The sequence below is a fragment of the Halosolutus gelatinilyticus genome (assembly GCF_023028105.1).
Lineage (GTDB): Archaea > Halobacteriota > Halobacteria > Halobacteriales > Natrialbaceae > Halosolutus > Halosolutus gelatinilyticus.
The window spans coordinates 984,362-1,007,129 of the sequence record NZ_CP095491.1 but is presented as its reverse complement, the minus strand read 5'-3'; the positions used below and the strand labels follow the sequence as shown (position 1 = coordinate 1,007,129).

General features: G+C 63.9%; 23 protein-coding genes and 3 pseudogenes. 11 read left to right on the top strand and 15 right to left on the bottom strand.

Features of this window, described 5'->3' with window-relative positions:
* Positions 1–227: 227 nt before the first annotated feature.
* Both MUH00_RS05130 and MUH00_RS05125 read left to right on the top strand, forming a co-directional pair.
* Positions 228–530, top strand: coding sequence for a hypothetical protein (locus MUH00_RS05130; RefSeq protein ID WP_247002709.1), 303 nt, complete (start codon positions 228–230; stop codon positions 528–530).
* Positions 531–958: 428 nt separating this feature from the next.
* On the top strand, positions 959–1,138 hold the full coding sequence (locus MUH00_RS05125; RefSeq protein ID WP_247002707.1) for a hypothetical protein: 180 nt from the start codon (positions 959–961) through the stop codon (positions 1,136–1,138).
* A gap of 379 nt (positions 1,139–1,517) precedes the next feature.
* Here the strand turns inward: MUH00_RS05125 and MUH00_RS05120 are convergent, their stop codons facing one another.
* The 4 genes and pseudogenes from MUH00_RS05120 to MUH00_RS05105 all read right to left on the bottom strand — a co-directional run.
* On the bottom strand, positions 1,518–1,976 hold the full coding sequence (locus MUH00_RS05120) for a response regulator (RefSeq protein WP_247002706.1): 459 nt from the start codon (positions 1,974–1,976) through the stop codon (positions 1,518–1,520).
* Between the two features lie 17 nt (positions 1,977–1,993).
* Positions 1,994–2,458: a sensor histidine kinase gene (locus MUH00_RS05115; RefSeq protein WP_247004083.1), complete on the bottom strand. Its 465-nt coding sequence runs from the start codon at positions 2,456–2,458 to the stop codon at positions 1,994–1,996.
* 60 nt (positions 2,459–2,518) lie between these two features.
* Positions 2,519–3,247, bottom strand: a pseudogene (locus MUH00_RS05110) (MEDS domain-containing protein); the annotation flags it as partial.
* A pseudogene (locus MUH00_RS05105) lies at positions 3,157–3,477 on the bottom strand (MEDS domain-containing protein); the annotation flags it as partial. The pseudogenes MUH00_RS05105 and MUH00_RS05110, both read right to left, overlap by 91 nt.
* 764 nt (positions 3,478–4,241) lie before the next feature.
* Between MUH00_RS05105 and MUH00_RS05100 the strand changes: the two are divergent.
* On the top strand, positions 4,242–4,652 hold the full coding sequence (locus tag MUH00_RS05100; protein WP_247002704.1) for a hypothetical protein: 411 nt from the start codon (positions 4,242–4,244) through the stop codon (positions 4,650–4,652).
* A gap of 179 nt (positions 4,653–4,831) precedes the next feature.
* Here MUH00_RS05100 and MUH00_RS05095 read toward each other — a convergent pair whose 3' ends face one another.
* The 4 genes from MUH00_RS05095 to MUH00_RS05080 form a co-directional block, all read right to left on the bottom strand.
* Positions 4,832–5,485 (bottom strand): class I SAM-dependent methyltransferase, encoded by a 654-nt coding sequence (locus tag MUH00_RS05095; protein WP_247002702.1) that lies wholly within the window; start codon positions 5,483–5,485, stop codon positions 4,832–4,834.
* A 194-nt stretch (positions 5,486–5,679) separates the two neighbouring features.
* The gene (locus MUH00_RS05090; protein ID WP_247002700.1) at positions 5,680–6,501 is read right to left on the bottom strand and encodes an undecaprenyl-diphosphate phosphatase; all 822 of its coding nucleotides are present in this window, start codon (positions 6,499–6,501) and stop codon (positions 5,680–5,682) included.
* Positions 6,502–6,646: 145 nt separating this feature from the next.
* Positions 6,647–8,116, bottom strand: coding sequence for a M28 family metallopeptidase (locus MUH00_RS05085; RefSeq protein WP_247002699.1), 1,470 nt, complete (start codon positions 8,114–8,116; stop codon positions 6,647–6,649).
* Positions 8,117–8,221: 105 nt separating this feature from the next.
* Complete coding sequence (locus tag MUH00_RS05080; RefSeq protein WP_247002697.1) at positions 8,222–9,571, bottom strand: family 16 glycosylhydrolase; 1,350 nt, start codon at positions 9,569–9,571, stop codon at positions 8,222–8,224.
* A 328-nt stretch (positions 9,572–9,899) separates the two neighbouring features.
* Here MUH00_RS05080 and pepF point away from each other — a divergent pair, with 328 nt between their 5' ends.
* Both pepF and MUH00_RS05070 read left to right on the top strand, forming a co-directional pair.
* Positions 9,900–11,693 (top strand): oligoendopeptidase F, encoded by a 1,794-nt coding sequence (gene pepF / locus MUH00_RS05075; protein ID WP_247002695.1) that lies wholly within the window; start codon positions 9,900–9,902, stop codon positions 11,691–11,693.
* 123 nt (positions 11,694–11,816) lie between these two features.
* A complete protein-coding gene (locus MUH00_RS05070; RefSeq protein ID WP_247002693.1) occupies positions 11,817–12,830 on the top strand; it encodes a DUF8054 domain-containing protein in 1,014 nt (337 codons plus the stop codon).
* Positions 12,831–13,120: 290 nt separating this feature from the next.
* On the opposite strand, the gene MUH00_RS05065 is transcribed toward MUH00_RS05070, so the two are convergent.
* Complete coding sequence (locus tag MUH00_RS05065; RefSeq protein WP_247002691.1) at positions 13,121–13,588, bottom strand: DUF7994 family protein; 468 nt, start codon at positions 13,586–13,588, stop codon at positions 13,121–13,123.
* 200 nt (positions 13,589–13,788) lie between these two features.
* Between MUH00_RS05065 and pan2 the strand changes: the two genes are divergently transcribed.
* From pan2 to MUH00_RS05040, 5 genes are all read left to right on the top strand, one after another.
* On the top strand, positions 13,789–15,021 hold the full coding sequence (pan2, locus tag MUH00_RS05060; protein ID WP_247002690.1) for a proteasome-activating nucleotidase Pan2: 1,233 nt from the start codon (positions 13,789–13,791) through the stop codon (positions 15,019–15,021).
* A 128-nt stretch (positions 15,022–15,149) separates the two neighbouring features.
* Entirely contained in the window at positions 15,150–15,365 is a 216-nt protein-coding gene (locus tag MUH00_RS05055) for a hypothetical protein (protein ID WP_247002688.1), read from the top strand.
* A gap of 201 nt (positions 15,366–15,566) precedes the next feature.
* The gene (locus tag MUH00_RS05050) at positions 15,567–16,046 is read left to right on the top strand and encodes a pyruvoyl-dependent arginine decarboxylase (protein WP_247002687.1); all 480 of its coding nucleotides are present in this window, start codon (positions 15,567–15,569) and stop codon (positions 16,044–16,046) included.
* A 178-nt stretch (positions 16,047–16,224) separates the two neighbouring features.
* On the top strand, positions 16,225–16,617 hold the full coding sequence (locus MUH00_RS05045) for a DUF5811 family protein (RefSeq protein WP_247002685.1): 393 nt from the start codon (positions 16,225–16,227) through the stop codon (positions 16,615–16,617).
* Between the two features lie 73 nt (positions 16,618–16,690).
* Positions 16,691–16,909: a hypothetical protein gene (locus tag MUH00_RS05040; protein WP_247002683.1), complete on the top strand. Its 219-nt coding sequence runs from the start codon at positions 16,691–16,693 to the stop codon at positions 16,907–16,909.
* Between the two features lie 53 nt (positions 16,910–16,962).
* On the opposite strand, the gene MUH00_RS05035 is transcribed toward MUH00_RS05040, so the two are convergent.
* The 3 genes from MUH00_RS05035 to MUH00_RS05025 form a co-directional block, all read right to left on the bottom strand.
* Entirely contained in the window at positions 16,963–17,376 is a 414-nt protein-coding gene (locus tag MUH00_RS05035) for a DUF6276 family protein (protein ID WP_247002682.1), read from the bottom strand.
* Positions 17,377–17,399: 23 nt separating this feature from the next.
* Positions 17,400–18,152, bottom strand: coding sequence for a V-type ATP synthase subunit D (locus MUH00_RS05030; RefSeq protein ID WP_247002680.1), 753 nt, complete (start codon positions 18,150–18,152; stop codon positions 17,400–17,402).
* Between the two features lie 84 nt (positions 18,153–18,236).
* Positions 18,237–18,440, bottom strand: coding sequence for a zinc ribbon domain-containing protein (locus MUH00_RS05025; protein ID WP_247002678.1), 204 nt, complete (start codon positions 18,438–18,440; stop codon positions 18,237–18,239).
* A gap of 62 nt (positions 18,441–18,502) precedes the next feature.
* On the opposite strand from MUH00_RS05025, the gene MUH00_RS05020 reads away from it, so the two are divergent.
* Complete coding sequence (locus MUH00_RS05020; RefSeq protein ID WP_247002676.1) at positions 18,503–18,832, top strand: DUF8143 family protein; 330 nt, start codon at positions 18,503–18,505, stop codon at positions 18,830–18,832.
* 291 nt (positions 18,833–19,123) lie between these two features.
* On the opposite strand, the pseudogene MUH00_RS05015 reads toward MUH00_RS05020, so the two are convergent.
* The 3 genes and pseudogenes from MUH00_RS05015 to MUH00_RS05005 form a co-directional block, all read right to left on the bottom strand.
* Positions 19,124–19,402: pseudogene (locus MUH00_RS05015) on the bottom strand (GNAT family N-acetyltransferase); the annotation flags it as partial.
* A gap of 187 nt (positions 19,403–19,589) precedes the next feature.
* Positions 19,590–21,002: an ATP synthase subunit B gene (locus MUH00_RS05010; RefSeq protein ID WP_247002674.1), complete on the bottom strand. Its 1,413-nt coding sequence runs from the start codon at positions 21,000–21,002 to the stop codon at positions 19,590–19,592.
* A 2-nt stretch (positions 21,003–21,004) separates the two neighbouring features.
* Positions 21,005–22,768, bottom strand: a complete 1,764-nt coding sequence (locus MUH00_RS05005; RefSeq protein WP_247002672.1) for an ATP synthase subunit A — start codon at positions 22,766–22,768, stop codon at positions 21,005–21,007.

The window sequence follows — 22,768 nt, the reverse complement described above, 5'->3', positions numbered from 1 at the left end:
CGGGATGATGGGCTCGATCGTGTCGATCGTATTCCAGCGCCTGCGGGTCGGTTTTAGTGTTACGCGAGAAGCGTTCTTTGGCGGGCACCGCCAAGGCGATAGCGCAAAAAGTCACAGCATCCACCTCCGCACGCGATCTCCAGTCGAAGCACCCGATGCATTCCTTTTGGCCTTTCTATCCAGATATCCCATAAGATAATTAGTATCAGATTAGAAATATGTATGTGATGACCGAAAATGCCGCCGCTGTGTTTGCGGATACAGGAAAAGTATTCTTCGGGAGTCTAATCGGTGGCGTGGCTGCAACCGGTTATCTTCAGAACGGGTCCCTCTATCTTTACGCATTTTCAATAGCTATACTACCGTTGGCTTTCCTGCTATTTTGGACTATAGAATCCCAGATAAAGCCAGAAGATTCCACATATAACCGGTGGCTTTCTAAGATCATGGGTGATTCGACTGAGGCAGTAGATCCTTCGCCTCGGCTTAATACACCATCTTCGTCAAAGCCTTCAACCCGGTATCGCTGAATGATTATGTCTACGGCCAAAGGACCAAACTGCCTGCTCTGCTGCCGCTATTTCAATTGAAACAGTGGAAATGTATGTGACGCTTTATACCCTTATTCATTATCTGAAAGCCAATCGATTCCGACTCCCACACTTTCCAAGCAGCCACCGCAACCATCAATCGAACTCGACAGATACTCACTTGTTCCGTCAAATTTGCAGTAGTTATAAGTAACGGTACATCAACAATTAGAACGGAAGCCACACCGGCGGGCATGAATGAAATGCCCCGGGTGTAGCAGCACCCGAGACGTGGCTTCCAAACCCTACCAGGGGTTCGAAGCCATGATTGCGTTCATTCTACCGGGATATAAACGTCCCGCACGATCGACGTATCGCCACACACGAGTACGATCGCCAGCGATCGCCATCGCCTACCGGAGGCGCCGATGAGCGCTGACCACTCAGACGACTCGACCGCGTACCCGCCGTGTTCGGAGTGCGGCGGGACGGTAGTGGCGGTCACGGTCCTCGGGCCGATGGTCGCGATCGCCAGCCCCTGCGGCTGCGTCGTCTCGCCCGAGCTGTTCGACGGCGCCGGTCGCGAGTCTGACACCGATCGCGAGTAAACCGCCGATCGGCGGCTCGGACTCGCCGCCGGACTCGGCGAGCACACCCGTCGCTTCTTGCAGTTCCGGTCGATCGCGACGCGGTGATCCTGTCCGCGTCGTCTCCGCCCACCAGATCGTTGGGTGGTTGAAAACAGCTTCCCGTGCGGAATCGATCGACGATCGTTGCGGCCGGGTTTCTCCCGAGTGGCGCGCTCGTGGCGGTTCTGATCGCGCTTTCCGTCCCGGAAGTACTGCTCTCCTCGCGTACCGACGTGGGGTACGGCGACGAGCCGCCCGTCGAATTCGAGCTCTATGCGTTTCACCTGGGGTGGATCGGGTATTCGCCGGACGGGGCGTCAACCGGTGCGATACGACGGTCGTGACCATCGCGATCGGATCACTCGCGATCGATATCTGCGTACTTCCCCGGCAGGAGCGTTCCCGAGGAGGCGATCGAATTCGCGACGGCTTCCACGAGCGAAATGAACTCGTGGGGATCGACCGGCTTCACGAAATACCCGTCCGCTCCCAGTTGGTAGGTTTCCTGCACGTGATTGTCGGCTCGCGAACCCGTAAGGACGACCACCGGAACCGAACGAAGCTCCTCCGTCTCGTTCATCCGTTCGAGAACGTCTCGTCCGGACTTTTTCGGTACGTTCAGATCTAACAGTACGAGATCGGGATACGCTTCGGATTCGTACCCGTTGCGCTGATAGAGGTAGTCGAGCGCCGCTTCTCCATCACTCACGACGGTTAGTGAGCGTTCGACGCTACTCTCGTCGAGCCCGGTTTTGATTAGCCGAACATCGCCGCGGTTGTCCTCCACCACCAGCACGTCCAACGGTTCATCGGGCATGGGCTCCGAACGCGTTCTTAGTTGGCCGCGGGGAGAGTGAAGTAAAACGTCGTCCCTGCTCCCGGTTCGGTATCAACCCAGATGTCTCCGCCGTGGTGGTCGACGATCTTTTGACACAGCGAGAGTCCGATACCGGTTCCCTGGCACTCGTCGTTCGAGTGCAGCCGGTTGAAAATCTCGAAGATCTGATCGACGTACTCCGGATCGATGCCGATCCCCTGATCGGCGACCGAGAAGACGCAGCGATTGCCTTGCCGCTCGGCACTGATCTCCACGTGCGGCGGCTCGTCACCGCTGTACTTGATCGCGTTCGAGAGCAGATTCGAGCAGAGTTGCTCGATTTGCTGTGCGTCACCGGTGACGGCGGGGAGCGATTCGACGCGGATCGTGGCGTCGGTTTCGTCGATCCGGACTTGTAGGTCGGTCAATACGTCGTCGACGATGTCCGTACACGAGACCGATTCGAACTCCGAATCATCCATGTCGATCCGCGAATACGCGAGCAAGCCCTCGACCATCTCCCGCATGCGATCGGCACCGTCCACGGCGAAGTCGATGTACTCTCGCGCTTCCCCGTCGAGTTCGTCCGCGTGGTTGGATTCGAGCAACTGAAGGTAGCTCGAAATCATCCGCAATGGTTCCTGTAAGTCGTGTGAGGCGACGTACGCGAACCGTTTGAGCCGCTCGTTCGATTCCTCCAGTTCCTTGATCGTTTCGTTGAGTTCAGCCCGCGCCTGGGACCGATCTACCAGCGTATTTAACATTCGCTCGACGTCTCGGGCCGATTCGTCGGGCTCGAAGAACTCCTCCGGCGGCGTGTAGTAGAAGTTGTGACAAACCGTGTCGTCGTACACGATGTGCGGATGCGTCCGGACCACGTCCACGAGCGTTTCCGGCGGGATCGCATCGCAGTCGTAGTGACAGAGGGCGATACAGTCCTCCCCTTCGAATAGTTTGTTCACCCGGCTCTCGTAGGCCATAAAGTCCTCGATCGTCGCGTGGTCGTCGAGGACGAAATTCGTGTTCGCGGTCACTCGAAGTCCCGGATATTCCGCTTTCGCCTCCTCGATGGCCTCGGCGTACACCTCGAGCATGTCGTCGGGATCGAATCGACCGGACCGGAGTAGGTTTCCTCGAGCGAGTGAAACGTCAGTTGCCCCGATTCGAGAGCGCCATCGATATCGACGTCCCCGCCGCGGAGCTCCGCGAGAATCGTAGACTTCGGGAGATCGTCGATGACGTACATGACTCGCTCGCCTCGCTTGATCCCTTGCCGAATGAACGGCGCGACCGTTGCGAACCGTTCGTTGAAGGAATTGTAGAACAGCGCGATGTGCTCGCAGGTTTTGAGTTCGTCGAGGCCGTCGAGCGGTTCGATCGTGCCGCGAAACTCCGGACTCGACTGGAGCGCCTCGAGTCCGCTTTCGACGGTCAGCGAATCAGGGCTGCTCACATCATCCCGAAATTCCTGCTGATGGCCGCGATCTGACTCATGACTCATCTTCAGGTGAAATGGGATCGACCAGTATGAAGCCTTCGCCCTCTTCTCTGAGTTCAGCGATTTGACCATTCGGCCCGGCTCGTCGATACGTTGTCGGTTAACGTATCCGCTTGCCGCAGTGTCTCGTCCGCCTGCACCGAACGACGCCGCGATCGGCAGGCGCGTGAACACAACCCGGGGCGAACGGTTCGGTACGCCCGAGGGTGAACTCACCCGTAGAACCCGTGTGGAGTCGTATGCGTCCCGGCGAAACTCCTATACTCTCGGTTAGATATGTCACTATATTGTTGGGTGGACTAAAAACAGTGTGAGTCGCGTCTTATTCGATCATTTATGCCGGAAGAGAACGGCTGCCTCCTTCATGCTAGTAGGAACCGTATTCGCCCTCGTTTCTCTCGAAAGTATCGTCTCGTCCGGCGGGGTAGTAGCACAGGGTGGTTTCGACAGCTCCCGATGGTGATCGGACTGGGGTCCGTTCTGTCGGGCGTCTCGGAAGTCACTCCGGAGACGTACCCGTGGAGAATCGCTGCGCTCAGAATCGGGGTCGCAGTGCTCTGTATCGTCGGTTTGGTTCTCGAGACAGTACTTATTCTGTTCGCCCAATCAGTGTCGGCCCCGCACCGACCGGCGCCGCGGCCGCCGAGAGGAGATCGATCGTACCGCGGGGATCCTTTCGACGCTTCGGTGATCGCCCCGGACTCCCGCCCTCGCGGTGACCCATCACATTCGTGACTGTTTCCACCCGGCGCGCGTTTTCACGACCGATGCGATCGTCGCTTACGGACGCCGGTCGGGGGATCTGCGCCGGAGCGGCGGTTTTCGCGTTCGTGCTGGACTTCCTACTGCTCCAGGTCGGCGGGACGCCGCTGCCCGTACTGGCGGGGCTGTTCGCGGTCGGTATCGGCGGGCTGCTCGTCGCCGCCGGTCCGTCGGCAGTACGGACCGTGTTCGGCGGACCGCGATCGACCGACGGGACGGCCGGCGAGACCTCCTGGTGGCTCGCCGACGTCGAACCCGCGCTCGAAGATGCCTGGAACCGGTGGTCCGATCTCGTCCTCGTGCTCGGCTTGGCCGCTCTCGGGATCGGATCGTTCGCCCTGCCCGCGGTTCCTTCGCAGGACGAGCCGCCGCTAGGATTGCTGGTAACGGGCTTTCTCGGCGTTATCGGCGGATGATCGTGCTCCCGTTCGCGTTCGAGTGAGTTGTGCCTACACGCGGGCCTGTTATCGGCTAGGCAGCCGCTCAATGCACAGATCGGCATTCATTTCTGAGTCCATCTAAGCATAATAAACAGGTGCTGATCGGTCTCGGCACAGTATCATCTGTAACCGCTGTGGGCCCTGTGATTGATATTTCAGGATGAAACACGAAAGCGGGCGACGTAGCCACCAGCCCAGCCAAATCGGCGATCATATTCGAACCCAGCATTTGCGACGCGATCACGAAGTGAGTCAAATGGAACCATGTGCGGGTCTGGGAGCGTTTCACCAACAACCACGCGACCACCAGGTTTCACCACTCGAGAGAGTTCGCGTAGTGCCGCGTCTTGATCCGGAACCTCGCCGAGCACGGTCACCAAATAAGCAGCATCGAATGAGTCATCGTCGTATGGCAGGCGTCGTGCGTCACCCTGTTGGGCGGTGATATTCGTGATCTCCCGTTCGGTTGCCCGCTGTTCAAGACGAGCAAGCATTTTTCGTTGGATGTCGATTACGTCGAGCGTTCCATCGGGAGTGACCCACTCTGCAACATCAAGGGTATAGTACCCGATTCCTGGTCCGATCTCAAGAATCTGTTCGCCGGGCTGTGGTGCGAGCGCTCGTCGAAGTCGGCGCCGCGTTACGAACGGACGCGGCAATGAGAGAGCCAATCGTGCGTGATATGGGCAGGCTGATGGATTGCGACGAGATCGAACCGTGCGGAGACCAACGATGACGATTGCGAGACCCACAGCCGCAGCGATCAGCCGCGTGACTCGACAATCCGCTGCCCGGTTTTGCTGACCCATGACCGGCTATGTAGTCGGCTCGCATTGTGGGCTTTGTGATAGTAAACTCACATGTTGGTGGAATTTTCTCGGCGACGAGATCGTCGTGGCTGAAGCCGGCTAGGTAGATTCCCCACGCAAAACCATCCGCGACAATTAGACTATTGAGGCAGATTTCGAGGAGAATCGTACAGTAGAAATTCGCTTGCCTGACTTCAGACGAGGACGGCGACGACGCCCCCGCCCACGATCGCGAGCGCGCCCAGCCCGAAACAGACGAGCGGGAACGGAACGCGATCGACGACTCGCATCAGGGCGTCGATCGTCAGGTATCCCACCAGCGCGCTCACGACCAATGCCGTCGCCGCGGCGCCGGGGCTGACCCCGGGGAGGCCGCCGGCGCCGACGACCGTGAGCGCGGCGGCCCCGAGGCTCGCGGGGATCGAGAGCAAGAACGACAGCCGAAACGCGGCGGCCGGATCGTAGCTCCGGAACAACAGCGCGCTCGTCGTGACGCCCGATCGGGAGATCCCGGGCAGGATCGCGACGCCTTGAGCGATGCCGACCAGCGCGGAGTCGAGCAGGGTCGGCTGGTTGCGAAGCTCCGCCGAGACCGACTCGGAGGCGAGCTGGACGGCGCCGGTGAGTAGCAACAGGACGCCGATCGCGGCGATGAAGACGCCGCCGGACACTCGCCCCGCGAGATCGACCGCGAACAGGTAAAGCGGGATTCCGACCAGCCCGGTCAGCAGGCACGCGACGACGACGTACGACGTGACCGCGTTCTCGCCGCGGTACGCGCTGTCCGGTCGCCACCGCGGAAGCGATCGGAGCACGGTCGCGATGTCGTCGCGGTAGTACGTCGCCGCGGAGAGCGTCGTCCCGACCTGAAAGAACAGCGCGAGTTGGAGGGCGATCTCGGGGCTGACGCCCAAGACGGTCAGGGCGAGCGCGACGTTTCCCTGGCTCGAAACCGGCAGCCACTCGACGATCCCCTGGACGACACCAGCGATGACGGCGATGATGTACTCTTTCATCGGCGACCGCTATTGATGCCACGCTCACCGTCCGAACGTATTCGTGTTTATATTGCCTCTCGGGAGCGCTATATAGTCCGATACCGTCGGAGAGCGTCCGCGCCTGCGCGCCGCCCGGCTCGCCGATCCTCGCGTCCGGAAGCGGTCACTCGTCGTCCCACGCGGGCGGCCAGATCCCGGCCGCCCGCATTCCCGGCTCGTAATCCTGCTCCCGAAGCCGCTCTCGGAGGTCGACCTCGTCGATCGGCGGCACGTCGGCCGTCGAGAGTCCCCGTACGAGCAGCGCCGTCAGTATCGCGTGTTCGCGCAGGTTCCGCGGGTCGACTTTGTCTCGCGTGTCCGCGCCGGTGTGCCCCCAGCCGCGGCCGCGCTCGCGTCCCGCCGGCGGCTCGCTGTGCAGTTGCAGCGCGGGCACGCCGGCTCGGAGGGACGGCCAGTGGTCGCTGAACGGGTGCGGGTCGGGGTCGCGACCGAGCGGCTGGCCAGCCTCGTCGGCGACGCGGTCGGCGAGGTCCGCGAGGAACTCGGAGCCGTGCGAGAGCGCTCGCAGGTTTCGGAATCGTCCGGCGCCGTCGACGTTGACCACCGCGCCAATCGAGTCGAGATCGAGGTCATCCGCGAGCGCCTCGGCGCCCATGAGCCCGAGTTCCTCGCAGCCGACGGCGGCGATCCTGACCGGGCGCGCGAGATCGTCCTCGATCGCCGCGAGGATGCGCGCGGCGCCGACGACGGTCGCGACCCCGCAGCCGTTGTCGAGCGCGGCCTCGGAGATGTCGTGGCCGTCGTAGTGGGCTACCACGAGGATTTCTCCGTCGCCGCCGGATGCGTCGGTCCCCTCGTCGGCCGCGTCAGCGTCGCCCTCGTCGCTCGCACCCGCGCTCCGGGTTCGATCGGCCCCGATCGTCCCGATCACGTTCTGGCTCGATCCCTCCCTGGTATCGGCGTCGACGCGAAGCCGCGCGCGCGCGCCGCGATCGGCGTAGTCGGTGAGCCAGTCGTAGGTCTCGGCGCTGACGCCGACGCCGGGAATCGCCGCCTCGGCGTCGAACCGCAGCGCGCCCGTCGGCGGCAGCTGTCCGGGGACGTGGTTCCCGAAGATGAACGCCTTCGCGCCGGCGGCGACGGCGTGGCCGAACTTCTCCATCCGGTGGACGAACCGCTTTTCGGGGGGCGTCGTCGTGTTCGCGACCGCGATGGCGCCCTTGACACTGGTCTCGTCGATCTCTTCCGGCGTCCCGTAGCCGACGTCGACCAGCGGCCCCTCGACGTCACCCGCCGGCGAGTAGGGCAGCGCGATCGCCTCGAACGATCTATCGACGCCTCCGGACGCTGTGCCGGCGGAATCAGCATCCACCGCAGATACGTCGCTCAGGACGGCGAACTCGGCCGTTCCCCGCTCCCAATACTGCATCGGAAACTCCTCGAAGCGGACGTTCGCGACCCCCGCGTCAACGAGAGCGTCGCGAACGAGTTCCGCCGCCTGCCGTTCGAACGGCGAGCCTCCCATCCTGTGGGGGAGTTCGGTCAGGCGCGTCAGGAGGTTCCACGGGCGGTCGTCGGTCCACGCTCGACCGAGCGCGCGCTCGATGCTGACCAGTGATCCGCGGTCGTCCATACGTCCCCATTCACGTCCCGAGCGGCAAAAGCTCCGGTGTGACCGACGATCGGCGAGGCCGTTCCGCGTCGCCATCCCGGGCGACGTGCGCCGTCCGCGGTCAGCCTACGCTTCGTCGTAGAACCGGACGTATTCGACCTCCATGCGCTGGGGGAACGTCGTCGTCTGGTCCGGGTACCCCGGCCACTCGCCGCCGACGGCGACGTTCAGGAGGATGTAGAACGGCTTGTCGAAGACCCACGTGTTGCCGGCCCCTTCGATCTCGGCGCGGGTGACGGTGTGGTACTGCTCGCCGTCGACGAACCACGTGATCTCGTCGGGATCCCAGACGATCGAGAAGTCGTGGAAGCCGTCCGCGAACGTGCCGTTCTGGAGGGTGTAGCTACCGCTGATGCCACCCTCGCCCAGATACTCGGGACCGTGGACGGTGCCGTGGACGATCGAGGGCTCGTGGCCGACGAGTTCCGTGATGTCGATCTCGCCGCTGTCCGGCCACGTACCGGTGCTGCCGAGCGACCAGATCGCGGGCCAGATCCCCTGGCCCTGGGGGAGCCGGGCCCGAACGTCGATGCGGCCGTACTGTTTGTTCACGCCGTCCATCGTCTTCATTCGGGCCGAGGTGTAGTCGTAGCTGCCGTACTCGTCGGTGACGTGTTCCTCCCGGGCTTCGATGACAAGGCGATTATTTTCGATCCACGAGTTCTCGCGCTGGTAGTACTGCGATTCTTCGTTGCCCCACCCGGGGACGCCCACGGCCTGGCCGTTTCCGAGGTCGTACGACCAGACGGAGTCGTCGATGGATCCCTGGTCGAACTCGTCGCTCCACGTCAGGGTCCAAGACCGACCGTCGAGCTCGTCGTCGCCGTCGGCGCGGAACTCGAGCCAGTCGAGGTTCCACCCGGCGGCCTCCGAGTAGACCCGGATCACGTGTTCGCCCGCGGAGAAGTCGACGCTGCCCGCGTCGACCGTCGTCCACGCGTGCCAGTCGCCGGTCGCCCCGAAGCTGACGGGTCCCGTCGCGTTCGCCCCGTCCACCTCGACGTGGAACTGACCGCCCGACTCGAGGGACGCGACGCAGGCCGTGAGGTCGTACGTTCCCGACGACTGGACGTCGACGGTGTACTCGAGCCACTCATCGGGCTGGATCCAGCCGACGTTGTATCCGCCGTCGACCGACGGCTCGATATCGACGTGGTCGTCGCGGTACGCGCCGCCGGCGTTGCCGTCCGTGGTGTCGTAGTGCGTGGCGCCCTGACCGCCGGTGTCGTAGTTTTCGGCCTGGATGCGGCCGGGAATCTCGTTCGGCGCGTAGGGGGCTGCACTCGCGGTCGAAATCGCGAATCCGGTTCCGGCGACCGCGGCCGCCGCGCCCAGGAACCCGCGCCGCTGCAGCGAGTCGGCTGGTGCTCTCGATTCGTCATCGGTTTCGCTCGCCTCTCGATCGAGTCGTGGCATAACCGATCTCTCCCGGCCGCTACTCTCTCAGAAACTATTAATTTCCCTCAGAGATAGTTAATGTTTATATATAACTATACATATAGAACATCTCAGAATACGCGTCTCCGGCCACCGGCCGGTCGGAAACAGCAGTCTCACAGGTTCGGGATCGCCGAGACGAACCGCGATCCGATCGGCCGTCCCTCCGCCAGCACGCGCCTTGATGGCCCGGCCAGGCGGGCAACAACTGGCCGGGCGCTCCGAACGTTCCGCCGGTACGTCGCGCTCTATCGAGGCGTTGGGCCGCTTCGGCAAGCTTTACCACGTGCATTTCTAAACAACGGCCATGAGTTCCGTTCCCGAACGCTCCGAGATCGACGACGAATACACGTGGGATCTCGAGAGCATCTACGCGAGCGACGACGACTGGGAGGAGGCCTACGAGACCGCCGCCGATCGGATCGACGATCTCGCAGCCTTCGAGGGGCAGACGACGGACGACGCCGAGACCCTCCGCTCGGTGCTCGAGTTGCGCGACGAACTCATGCGCGAGGTGTCGACGGTCGTGGCCTACGCCCGGATGCGCAGCGACGAGGATACGACGGATCAGCACTATCAGGCGCTGAGCGCGCGGGCGCAGTCGCTCGCCGCCGACGCCCACTCCGCGGCCTCGTTCATCGAACCGGAGCTCCAGGAGCTGACTCGCGAGCAGTTCGAGGCGATGCTCGAGGCGGATCCTTCCCTCGAAACGTACGACCACTACGTCGACGACGTCCTGCGGATGAAACCCCACACCCGATCGGCCGAGGTCGAGGCGCTGCTCGCCGACCTGAGCGAGGTGACGGGCGCGACGGGCGAGGTGTACAACATGCTCTCCAACGCCGACATGGCGTTCCCGACGGTGGAGGATCCCTCCGGCGAGGCCGTCGAGATCACCCAGAGTAACTTCGTCAACCTGCTCAAACGGCCCGATCGCGACTTCCGGGAGCGAGTCTACGAGGGGTACTTCGACGAGTGGGAGTCAGTCCGGAACACGGTCGCCGCGTCCTACAAGAACAGCGTCAAGGCCGACGTGAAGATGGCCCGAGCGCGCAACTACGATACTGCGCGAGAAGCCGCGCTCGACGGCCCCAACGTTCCCGTCGAGGTGTACGATACCCTCGTCGAGACGGTTCACGACAACCTCGACAAGCTTCACCGCCACGCCGAACTCAAACGGGACGCGCTCGGCGTCGAGGAGCTTCGAATGTGGGACGTGTACATGCCGCTGACCGGTGACGAGGGACCCGAAGTCGAGTACGATCGGGTGACCGAGTACGTCGTCGACTCGCTGGCCCCGCTGGGGGAGGAGTACCAGTCCCGTGTGGCTGAGGGACTCGACTCCCAGTGGGTCGACGTCTACGAGAACGAGGGGAAACAGTCCGGCGCTTACTCCGGCGGCACGTACGACACCCAACCGTTCATCCTGATGAACTATCAGGACGACATCTCCTCGATGTACACGCTGGCCCACGAACTCGGTCACTCGATGCACTCCGAGTTGTCGAGGGAGGAACAGCCCTACGTCTACTCGGGCTACGAGATCTTCGTCGCCGAGGTCGCCAGCACGGTCAACGAGGCGCTGCTGACGAACCACCTCCTCGAGACGGTCGACGATCCGGAGTTCAAGAAACACGTCTTAAACGAGTTCCTCGAACGCGTCCGCTCGACGCTCTACCGCCAGACGCTGTTCGCCGAGTTCGAGCACGAGGCTCACCGTCTCGACGAGAACGGCGAACCGCTGACTGCCGATCGGCTCGACGACCTCTACCGCGGTCTCAAGGAGGACTACTACGAATCCGCCGCCGTCGACGATCGGATCGCCCGCGAGTGGATGCGCATCCCCCACTTCTACCGGGCGTTCTACGTCTATCAGTACGCCACCGGCATCTCGGCCGCGCTCGCGATCGTCGATCGCATCGGCGACGAGGGCGAGAAAGCCGCCGAGGACTACCTCGAGTTCCTCCGGCGCGGCTCCAGGGAGTACCCGCTCGAACTCCTCCGGATCGCCGGCGTCGACGTCAGTACGTCCGAGCCGATCGACCGGGCGCTTGCGACCTACGGCGACCGACTGGAGGAGATGGCGTCCCTGACCGACTGATCGATCGCGTCCCTACCGCGCTCTCCCTGCCCGTCGAGTCGACGAGTTCATCGAGGGGATGAACCGGCTTCCCGGTTCTCCCACCGAAAAAACGATGGTAGTTGGCCCTGAATTAACGGTCAAATGAAAGACGAAATAGTCGATGCGCTGCACCAACCGGAGTACACCGGAGAGAACCGGTGCGAAGCCTGTACGGTCGTCAACCTCGTCATCGCGGGCGTTCTCGGCGCCGTCGTCGCACGAAAGTCGAAACTCTCCGGCGCGATCGCCGTCGCGGCCTCGGTCGCGCTGATCTACCTCCGGGGCTACCTCGTTCCGGGGACGCCGACGCTAACCAAGCGGTATCTGCCGCCGGAGGTGCTGCGCTGGTTCGGCAAGGAACCATCTGAACCCGAGATCCGATCCGGTCTCGGAGCGATCGACTCGCCCGCCGCCGAACCGTCCCCGATCGACGGCGGGTCGGGCGCCGGTCGCCGGCCGGCCGCCGAAGACGATCGCGAACTGGCGTTCGACGAGGGCGGTCGCGAGAGCGGTGCCGACGAAGCCCGCGCCGAGACTGCGGCGGTCCAGATTTCGGACCCCGAGACGTACTTCCTCGATCACGACGTCGTCGAACCCTGCGACGACGTCGACGACCTCTGTCTCACCGAGGCGTTCGAGACGGTCTGGGCCGACGAGATCGACGCCGGCGACGCCGACGCGATCGACGCCGGCGACGCCGCGAGCGCGTTCGGCTTCGACGACTTCGAGGCCGCCGACGGCGAGGACGGCACCGAACCGGACTCGATCGACGACGCCTTCGAGATCGAGCGGTACGACGACGCCCGGGTGCTGAAACGGGACGGCATGGTCGTCGGCAAGTGGCCCTCGCAGGCCGCGCTCGTCGCCGACGTGACCGCCGCCCGAGCCCTCGAAGATCGCGACGACGACTGGGAGTCGTACGGCTCCGAGACGAAGGGGCAACTCCTGAACAGCCTCCGCCTGTTCCTCGAGACGTGCCCGACCTCCGGCGGCGAGGTCGTCATGAGCGAGGAGACGGTCGAATCCTGCTGTCAGTCGCACGACGTCGTCGCCGTCACGTGCGAGGACACGGGCGAGCGACTCTTCGAACACCGCGTCGACGCGATCGAGCAGTAACGTCCAGGTGGACGGCGCGTGGATAGTCGGAACCGGTCGCAATACCGCCGGAGAGCGGTCGAGCAGGCACCGTACCGGCGGCTGGTCTCGCGGATAGTTCTCGGATTTCCTCAGGAGGGAACCCGACCGTCGCCGCTATCGAACGGACGGCTACGAACCATCCGAGAACGGCCAGCAGAAACGTGGCGATTACTACCGCACCGAACGAGGCGGTCAAATCGGCGTCCGGAAGCCGGTCGCTCCAGCGGTAATCGACGAGGACGACTGCGGTAACAGGACACCGACGCCGATCACGAGAGGACGATGGTGGCGACTGCCCCCAGACCCACGCATCCGATCGCGGCGAGCGCGACGACGAGCAGCCGCGTTTTCGAGGGCTCGGCGTCGAGATCGAGGTGCGGCCCGTCGACCAGCGCCTGGTAGCTGAAAAAGAGCAGACTCGACGCGCCGAGAAGCGTCGCGACGCCCAGTCCCGGCGTCGAGTCGATCGTCGGGAGCGTCGTGACGACCAGTCCGATCGCGAGCAGCCCCGTCCCGACGGCGTACAGGTGACGCCAGCGCACCGTTCGACCGGCGATCCGGTACTCGTCGCGGGCGTACGAGGCGACGTCCGCCGCCCCTGCACCGGCGAGGAGAACCGCGCCGCTGATCGTCGACGGCCGAAGGCCATCGATCCCCGCAAACGCGACGAACCCGAAGACGGAGGCGAGAAGGCCGATTCCGAGGATCAGAGTAGCGCGGCGCTGAAACCGAGTCATATTTGTCATGTGTGCCGACGTACTATAATGATTTTCGAAATACACGAACTGGACGGAACCGCGGTTTACGCCGCCGAGGGACGGGTTTCGTCCCCCGCTGGTCGGCCGCTTCCGGTCGACCGATCGCCCGACCGATCGCGGAAAACCAACCGGGACCCAAAGGCACATTTATCGTCGGGGACTTATCCGTGCACGTCAGGATGTCTCGAAGCCCGTCTATCCCCGATCGACCACACCGTGATATCGATCCCGATCTTCCGGACGACGAGCGGCTCGAGGCGCTCCGGGGCCACTACGAGGATCTCGTCGAGATCAACGAGCAGCTGTCCGACCAACTCGACGACGCCACCGAACGCCGAAATCGCCTCCGCGAGCGAGTCGACCGCGTCGAACGCGAAAACGAGACGCTCAAAAGCTCGTCGCTGTACCTCGCGACCGTCGAGGACGTGATGGACGATGACGAGGTCATCGTCAAACAGCACGGCAACAACCAGGAAGTGCTCACCGACGTCTCCCCGCGCATCGTCGAGCGCGTCGACCCCGGCGATCGCGTCGCGGTCAACGATTCGTTCGCGATCCAGTCAGTGCTCTCCACCGAGACCGACGCGCGCGCACAGTCGATGGAGATCACCGAACGGCCCGACGTGAGCTACGAGGACATCGGCGGCATCGACGACCAGGTCCGCGAGGTGCGGGAAGCCGTCGAACAGCCGCTGTCCGAGCCGGAGATGTTCGAGGAGGTCGGCATCGACCCGCCGAGCGGCGTCCTGCTGTACGGCCCGCCGGGGACGGGCAAGACGATGCTCGCGAAGGCCGTCGCCAACCAGACCGACGCCACCTTCATCAAGATGGCCGGCTCCGAACTCGTCCGGAAGTTCATCGGCGAGGGCTCGCGCCTCGTCCGCGATCTCTTCGAGATGGCCCGCGGGCGCGAACCCGCCATCATCTTTATCGACGAGATCGACGCGATCGCGACCACCCGCACCGAATCCAAAACGTCGGGCGACGCAGAGGTTCAGCGGACGATGATGCAACTGCTCTCCGAGATGGACGGCTTCGAGGCCCGGGGCGAGATCCGCATCATCGCCGCGACCAACCGCTTCGACATGCTCGATCGCGCCATCCTCCGACCGGGCCGCTTCGATCGCCTCATCGAGGTGCCCGAACCCGACCGCGACGGCCGCGAGCAGATCCTTCAGATCCACACTCGAAACATGAGCGTCGACGACGACGTCGACTTCGACTCCCTCGCCGACGAAACCGAGGGCTACTCGGGCGCCGACATCGAGAGCCTCGCGACCGAGGCCGGCATGTTCGCCATCCGGAACGATCGAGACGAGGTCACCCACCACGACTTCGTCGATGCAGTGGAGAAACTCGAGGACGACGATTCGAGCGACGTGGTCTCCTCGGCGGGCTACTTCTATCAGTAAGCCAGTTTCCGTTTTCGGTTGTCGATCGCCGGTTCGTCGTCAGAGACCGGGACGACCGGAACCGCGCTCACGATCCGCTCCACGGCGGAATAATTAACCCATTGCAGAGTCGAATGATACCATCGAGTATGCCTCTCGCCTTCGCGTACCGACGAATCGAGGACTGGTTCGACGATCGCCCGTTCGCGCACGTTCTCGCAGTCGCGGCCGCCGTTGGGATGAGCTGGGCGTGTAGCTCGGCGGTAATCGGTGACGAGCCCTTCTCGGCGGCGGCGAAGTACGGTCTCGTCGCCGGGATATCCGGGTTCGTGGCTGCAGGTATCGTCGTGCTCGCCCGCCGATAGTGCGTGTCGCGCTGATTCGCGATCGGTTGCAGACGAATGACCGCGATCGACCGCCCGACTCGGTATCGATGGTCATCGCGTGAACATCGATCTCGTCCAGCCGATGTTTTCGGCGCACGTCGATCGTACGGATCGGCCCCACCGTCCGAAGACGACCGGTAAAATCGCAACCCCTTACGCCCTCCGTCCCCGAAGGCGAGTATGAGCACGATTCGAGTCGTCTGGGGGTCCGCGTCAGCGCCCACGGCGATGGCCTCCTACGACGCGGCCCTCGCCGAAGCCGGCGTCGAGAACTACAACCTCGTCTCCGTCTCTTCCGTGATCCCCGCCGACGTGAACGTCGAAGCCGTTGGCACCGCGCCCGACCTCGGGCCCGCCGGCGAGCGCCTGACGGTCGTCGAGGCCCGCGCCACGACCGCCGAACCCGGCCGCGTCAGCGCGGCGCTGGCCTGGTCGCAGTCGATCGACGGCGGTCCCGGACTGTTCTACGAGACGTCCGGCGAGGTGGACGGCACGGACGTCGAACGCCGCGTTCGCGAGGGACTGGACGCGGGACAGGACCTCAGGGACTGGCGGTTCGACGAGCCGAACGTCGTCGCCGAGAGCGCGCAAGCCGAGTCCGGGACGCACACGACGGCGCTCGTCCTCGCGGTGTACGGCGAGAGCGAACCGCTGCTCTAGCGTCGCCGCCGGTCGATTGCACGCCGATATGCCGATTGGCCCGGTCTTCCCGGTCGGAGATGCGAGCGTTCGGCGCGTTCCCGACCCGTTCCTCCCACGATCGACTCGGAGATTGTGCGATTCTTCTGAACCGAACCCTTTTGATCCGCGGGCGCTTTGGTAGCGGCACACACTTCTCATGAACGGAAATACGCCGTACGCAGGGTTGCCGGGAGAGACGGGCGCTGGGCAGCGTGCCACGGCGGACATTCCGAATATCTCGAGCGCCCAGAAACGGGTGCTCAACCGCGACGTCTCGCGGATCGCCGCCCGCACCCGCGAGTTTCTCCCGGACGAGTACGTCGTCGACGCGGACGTCTCCCGCGGCATCTCAGGCCCCGAGGTCACCGTCGCCGTCCGTCCGCCGATCGGCCACCCCGTCAGCGCCGGGTTTACGCCCGAACTCGAAGACGCGCCGGAGGAGGTCATCTCCGCGGACGAGCGAGACGAAGTCGCCCGCGGACTGGCCGCGAGCGCCGCGTTTCAGGTGAAACAGGCGATCAACGACAACGTGACGCCGACCGGAAAGTAGCGAGGTCGGATCTCGGCGTTCGAGCGGATCGAGTCTCGGAACTGATTTATTTCAGGAAAGTGGTGGTTGTCGTATGTCGACCAGCCAGATCAGCGACCGTTTCTCCACCCACCATGTGATCGCCCTCCTCGTCGTCCTGCTCGCGAGTTTCGCCTACTCCGTCCTACTGGCGCGAATTCTCCTGTGGGTGTGGGCGGTCGTCACGGTGTTCTCGATCATGCTCTCGCTGTTCGTCGTGTATCTCTTCTACCGATTAGTGCTCGCCGTTGAGCGGATGTCGTATCGGCTCTGAGTTCGGTGATCGCGGTCGGCGATCGCGACAGACAGGAGATCGGATCGGCCGGCTCAGTACAGCAGTTGTTCGAGCTGGTGCTGGCGCCGATCGAGGTCCATCGCCGGATCGACGGTTGGATCCGCACGGAGGCGATCGATCGCCAGCAGCGGATCGACGCCCTCGCGTTCGACTGCCTCGAGCAGCGACTCGATCGCGGTCCGGTTCGTGGCGAGCGACGAACACAGGTGGATCGCGAGCGCGAGCGGAATCGCCTGCCCCGTCCGAGTTGGGAAGGCGTCGCTGATGCGCGAAAAGTCGGGTTCGTCGGGGGCGTCGAGGTCGCGTCCGCCGCCCCTGGCGCGATCGACGGTGAGACAGCGCGGACAAATCGCGACCCTATCGGCGCGGTCTGGCGCATACTCGCGGTACTCGTCGGGGACAGCAGTTACGATCGGTGAGTCGGCGCCGCACTCGGAACAGGCCATCGGCTATCGGAATGCGATCGTCGTCAGTCGCCGCCCGGAACGCCACCCGCTGTCGACTGCTCCATCCCCCCTTCGTCCGGGGTCTCGTTCTCGGCGTCCGCCTCGTCGGCTTCCGCCTCCGCTTCCCGCTCGAGGCGTTCTTCCTTCTCCTCCTGTTCTTTCTTGTCCTTGATCTTCTTCAGCCGGAACGTCTCCTCGCGCTCCTGTTCTTCGAGTTTCTGCTCGATGTACTCCTGGCTCTCGTAGAGGTCGGGCAGCAGTTTGAACTCCAGGGCGTTAACGCGGCGCTTGGTGGTCTCGATCTCGCGGAGCATTTTTTTCATCGCCGTCTCGACTTCGGCGGCGAGGATGATGCTTTCGAGGAGGTCTTCGTACGCTTCCGCGGCTTCGTCGATTCGCGCGGAGGTGCCCATGATCCCGTAGCCGCGCTGGTCTAAGCTCTTGGAGACGCGCGAGGACTCGATCTGCGGGACGACGACGCCCATGATGTTCTTCGACTCGGTGGTGATCTCGGGGTGTTCTTGCAGCGCCGCCGCGGCCCCGCGAACCGCGACGTCGCCCTCCATGGCCCGGGCCATATTGATCTTCTTCTGGGCCTCCTCGTAGTCGTCGGCGAGGTCTCCGCGGACGTCCTGGGCCTTGTCCAGGATGTCCATGAACTCCATGATCAGCCCGTCCCGCTTCTTCTCTAAGGTCCCGTGCCCGCGCTCGGAGAGTTCGATGCGATCCTCGATCTCCATCAAATTCTTGCGGGTGGGTTTGACGTCCTTGGCCATCTTGTGGGACGCTTGCGCTCCCAGCCGGATAACTGTTTACAGTTTTGCCGGCCGTCCGGGGCGCGAACGGCGCTGTGTGCCGATTCAACCAAAGAAGAGATCGACCATGTCCCCCTTCGACTGCCCGCGGTAGAGTTCGGAGTAGCCGCAGTTCGTGCAACTGATCACCATGAACCGACGGTTCTGGATGTCGAACAGCTTCGACAGCCCCGTTCCGGTCGTCGAAATCTCATCGATCTCGGTTTCGGTGTGGTCGCACTTCGGGCAGCCGCGATCGTCGTCTTTCATATCTCTCCCTTCGTGTCACGCGATAAATTCTTTGTGCACTCGGACCGATGTATCGCCCACTGATGGCCGAAGCACTCGTCTTCCTGTTCCTCCTGTTCGCCGTCGGGATCCCGCTCGTGTTGTGGCTGGCGATCGAGAACGAAACGTCGGACCCGACCGTCGTCGATCGATCGGAGGCCGAGCGGATCGCGACGGAACGCGGCGGCCGGAGCGCCTCGCGTCGGCCCGGCGGTTCGACCCTCGACGAAACCGGTCGCGACGACCGCTCCGAGCGAACGAGAGGCGACGATCGGCCGCCGGAAACCGGATGGGATCGACGAAGGGAGTGGGGAGACCGGAGCGAAGAACGCGATCGACGGGACGACGAGTGGGGCGATCGCGATCGTCGTTAGCCGTCGACGTCGACGGCGTCTCGTACTCCTCGGCCGTGATCGTGTACCGGTGTTCGCCGACCACGTTGTCGTCCGTCGCCGACAAGTTCCGAAAGCGACCGTCGTACCGCCCGCCGTACTCGTCGACGTACCGTTCGACCGCTCGTCGGGAGTTCTCGTTGTCGTCCCGGTGGGCGATCTCGACGAGTTCGAGGGCCAGCCGATCGAACGCGAGTTTGACCAGCGCGCCCGCTCGCCCGAGTAGCCCCGGCCCCAGAATTTCAGGCGCAACCAGATGCCGAGCGATCCGGTCCGCCGTTCCCGGTCGACCTCGAGTTTCGTGTAGCCGGCGAGTTCTCCGGCTCCCAACTCGGGGTTCCGCGGCCGGATGAGATAGCGTGCAGCGGCGCCCTCCTCCCACTCCCGTTCGGCTCGATCGAGCAGATCGGCGGTCTCCTTCGGCGTCTCGTGGGGTCCCCACGGAAGGTGCTCGGCGATCGTCTCCATCTCGTCGCCCGATCGAATGCGGTAGAGTCCGTCGAGATCGACGCGCTCGCGACAGACCCGTTCGAGCAGGAGTCGATCGGTCACGAGGGTTTCGGGAAAGCGTTCGGCCACGAATCTGTCGGCGGACGGTCAGAATATAGCTGTGTCCAATCCGATTCGGCGGCGAAAACCAGGTTGTGCGTGTACCGGGCACAGAGTGCTGGATACATGCCGCTTTTCGGACGAATTGGGCGTTATACCGAAAGCGGAAAATCCGAAGGAGCGACCCCGATCAGTCGGCCTGGACGGCTTCGACTTCCTCTTCGCGGTAGTGTTCGGCGATCAGGTCCTCGCCGATGCGGTTGAGTTCCTCTTCGGGCAGCATCGAAAGGAGGTCCCAGCCGATTTCGAGGGTTTCCTCGATCGTGCGGTTCGTGTCGAAGCCCTGGTCGACGAACTCGCTCTCGAAGCGGTCGGCGAAGTCCAGGTACTTGTTGTCGCGCTCGGAGAGCGCCTCGCGGCCGACGATGTTCACGAGGTCGCGGAGGTCTTTCCCCTCCGCGTACGCGGCGAACAGCTGGTCGGCGACGTCGCCGTGGTCGCCGCGGGTCAGACCCTCGCCGATCCCGTCGTCCATCAGCCGCGAGAGGCTGGGCGAGACGTTGATCGGCGGCTCGAAGCCCTGCGAGTTGAGCGAGCGGTCCATCACGATCTGCCCCTCCGTGATGTAGCCGGTCAGGTCGGGGATCGGGTGCGTGTCGTCGTCGCCGGGCATCGAGAGGATCGGAATCTGGGTGACCGATCCCTCGCGGCCGTCGATCCGGCCCGCGCGCTCGTAGAGCTGGGCCAAGTCGGTGTACATGTACCCGGGGTAGCCGCGGCGACCCGGCACCTCCTCGCGCGCCGCACCGATCTCGCGCAGCGCTTCACAGTAGTTCGTGATGTCCGTAAGGATGACGAGGACGTGGTAGTCCTTCTCGAAGGCGAGGTACTCGGCCGTGGTGAGCGCGAGTCGCGGTGTGACCGTCCGCTCGACGGCGGGGTCGTCCGCGAGGTTCATGAAGACGACGGAGCGCTCGAGCGCGCCCGTGCGCTCGAAGTCCTGCATGAACTCGTTGGCCTCCTCCTGGGTGATCCCCATCGCGCCGAAGATGACCGCGAACTCCGAGCCCTCCTCGTCGTTGCCTTCCTCCTCTTCCGGCACTGTCGCCTGGCGGGCGATCTGCAGCGCCAGTTCGTTGTGTGGAAGTCCCGATCCAGAGAAGATCGGCAGCTTCTGGCCGCGAACCAGCGTGTTCATGCCGTCGATCGCCGACACGCCGGTCTGGATGAACTCTTCGGGGTACTCCCGGGAGTAGGGGTTGATCGCCTCGCCGACGATGTCGATGCGATCCTCGGGAACGATCTCCGGGCCGCCGTCGATCGGGTTCCCGGAACCGTCGAGGACCCGTCCGAGCAGATCCTCGGTGACGGGCATCTTCATCGTCTCGCCCAGGAAGCGAACGGACGCGTTGCGGTCGATGCCGCCGGTCCCTTCGAAGACCTGGATCGAGACGAGCCCTTCGCTCGATTCAAGCACCTGTCCGCGCAGGGTTCTGCCGTCCGGCGTTTCGATCTCGACGATCTCGTCGTAGCCAACGGGTTCGTCGACCTCGGCGAACACCAGCGGACCGCTGACTTCCGTGATTGTCTGGTACTCTTTCATTGTTAGTACAGCGCTCTGATCTGGTCTTTGAGGTCCGATTCGAGTTCGTCGATGAACTCGTGGTAGTCCTCGGCGGTACCCATCCGGTTGAGCCGCGGCGCGGCGTCGACGTCCGCGATCTCCTCGACCGGGACGCCGGCCTCGAGCGCCTCGAACGCCTCGTCGTTGAACGTCCGGATCGCGCCGAGCATCCGGTAGGTCTTCTCGGGTTCGCAGTAGGTGTCGACGTCGTGGAACGCGTTCTGCTGGAGCCACGCCTCGCGCAGGTAGCGCGCGACTTCGAGCGTGAGCTGCTGGTCCTCCGGCAGCGCGTCCTTGCCGACGAGCTGAACGATCTCCTGGAGTTCGTCCTCCTCGTCTAACACGTCGACCGCCCACTGGCGAACCTCGGGCCAGTCTTCCGCGACGTTCTCGCGGAACCACGGGTCGAGCTGCTGGCGGTACAGCGAGTACGACTCGTTCCAGTTAATCGACGGGAAGTGCCGACGCTCGGCGAGGTCGGCGTCCAGCGCCCAGAACGTCTTGACGATGCGCAGCGTGTTCTGGGTGACCGGCTCGGAGAAGTCGCCGCCCGGCGGCGAGACCGCGCCGATGACCGAGATCGATCCCTGGTCGCCGTTGATCAGCTGGAACAGACCGGCGCGCTCGTAGAATTCGGAGAGCGCGGCCGCCAGATACGCGGGATACCCTTCTTCGCCGGGCATCTCCTCGAGGCGGCTCGAGATCTCGCGCATGGCCTCCGCCCACCGTGAGGTGGAGTCGGCCATCAGTGCGACGTCGTAACCCATGTCGCGGTAGTACTCCGCGATCGTGATGCCCGTGTAAATGCAGGACTCGCGGGCGGCGACGGGCATGTTGGACGTGTTCGCGATGAGGCACGTCCGGGACATGAGCGGCTTCCCGGTCTTGGGGTCTTCCAGTTCCGGGAAGTCCTCGATGACCTCGGTCATCTCGTTGCCGCGCTCGCCGCAGCCGACGTAGACGACGATGTCCGCGTCGGCCCACTTCGCGAGCTGGTGCTGGGTGACCGTCTTCCCCGAGCCGAACGGGCCGGGGATCGCCGCGGTACCGCCCTTGGCGATCGGGAAGAGGCCGTCGAGGATCCGCTGGCCCGACACCAGGGGGATCGTTGGCGTCTCCTTCTCGGCCGCGGGACGGGCCTGGCGAACGGGCCATTCCTGGTACATCGTGATCTCCTCGCCGGAGTCGAGTTCGGTGACGACCTCCTCGACCGTGAACTCGCCTTCCTCGATCGACGTGATCTCGCCGCCCTCGTAGTCCGGCGGCACCATCACCTTGTGGGTGATGCTCTCGGTCTCTGGGACCTCGCCGATGACGTCGCCGGGTTCGACGGCGTCGCCCTCAGACGCGGTCGGGGTGAACTCCCACTCCTTCTCGAGGTCGATGCCCGGCGCGTCGACCCCGCGGTCTAAGAACGCGGACCCCATCTTCTCCTCGAGCTCGTCCAGCGGGCGCTGCACGCCGTCGTAGATGGAGTTCAGCATCCCGGGGCCGAGGTCGACGGAGAGGGGTTCGCCCGTGTTCTCGACGGGCTCGCCCGGGCCGACTCCGGAGGTCTCTTCGTACACCTGAATCGTGGTCAGGTTCCCTTCGATCTCGATGACCTCGCCCATCAGCCCTTCGTCGCCGACGTAGACGACGTCGTTCATCCGGGCGTCGAGGTCCGCGGCGGTCACGACGGGACCGCTCACGCTCTGAATTACACCGTCTCGATCGACGGTTTCGGTTTCTTCTGCCTGGCTCAT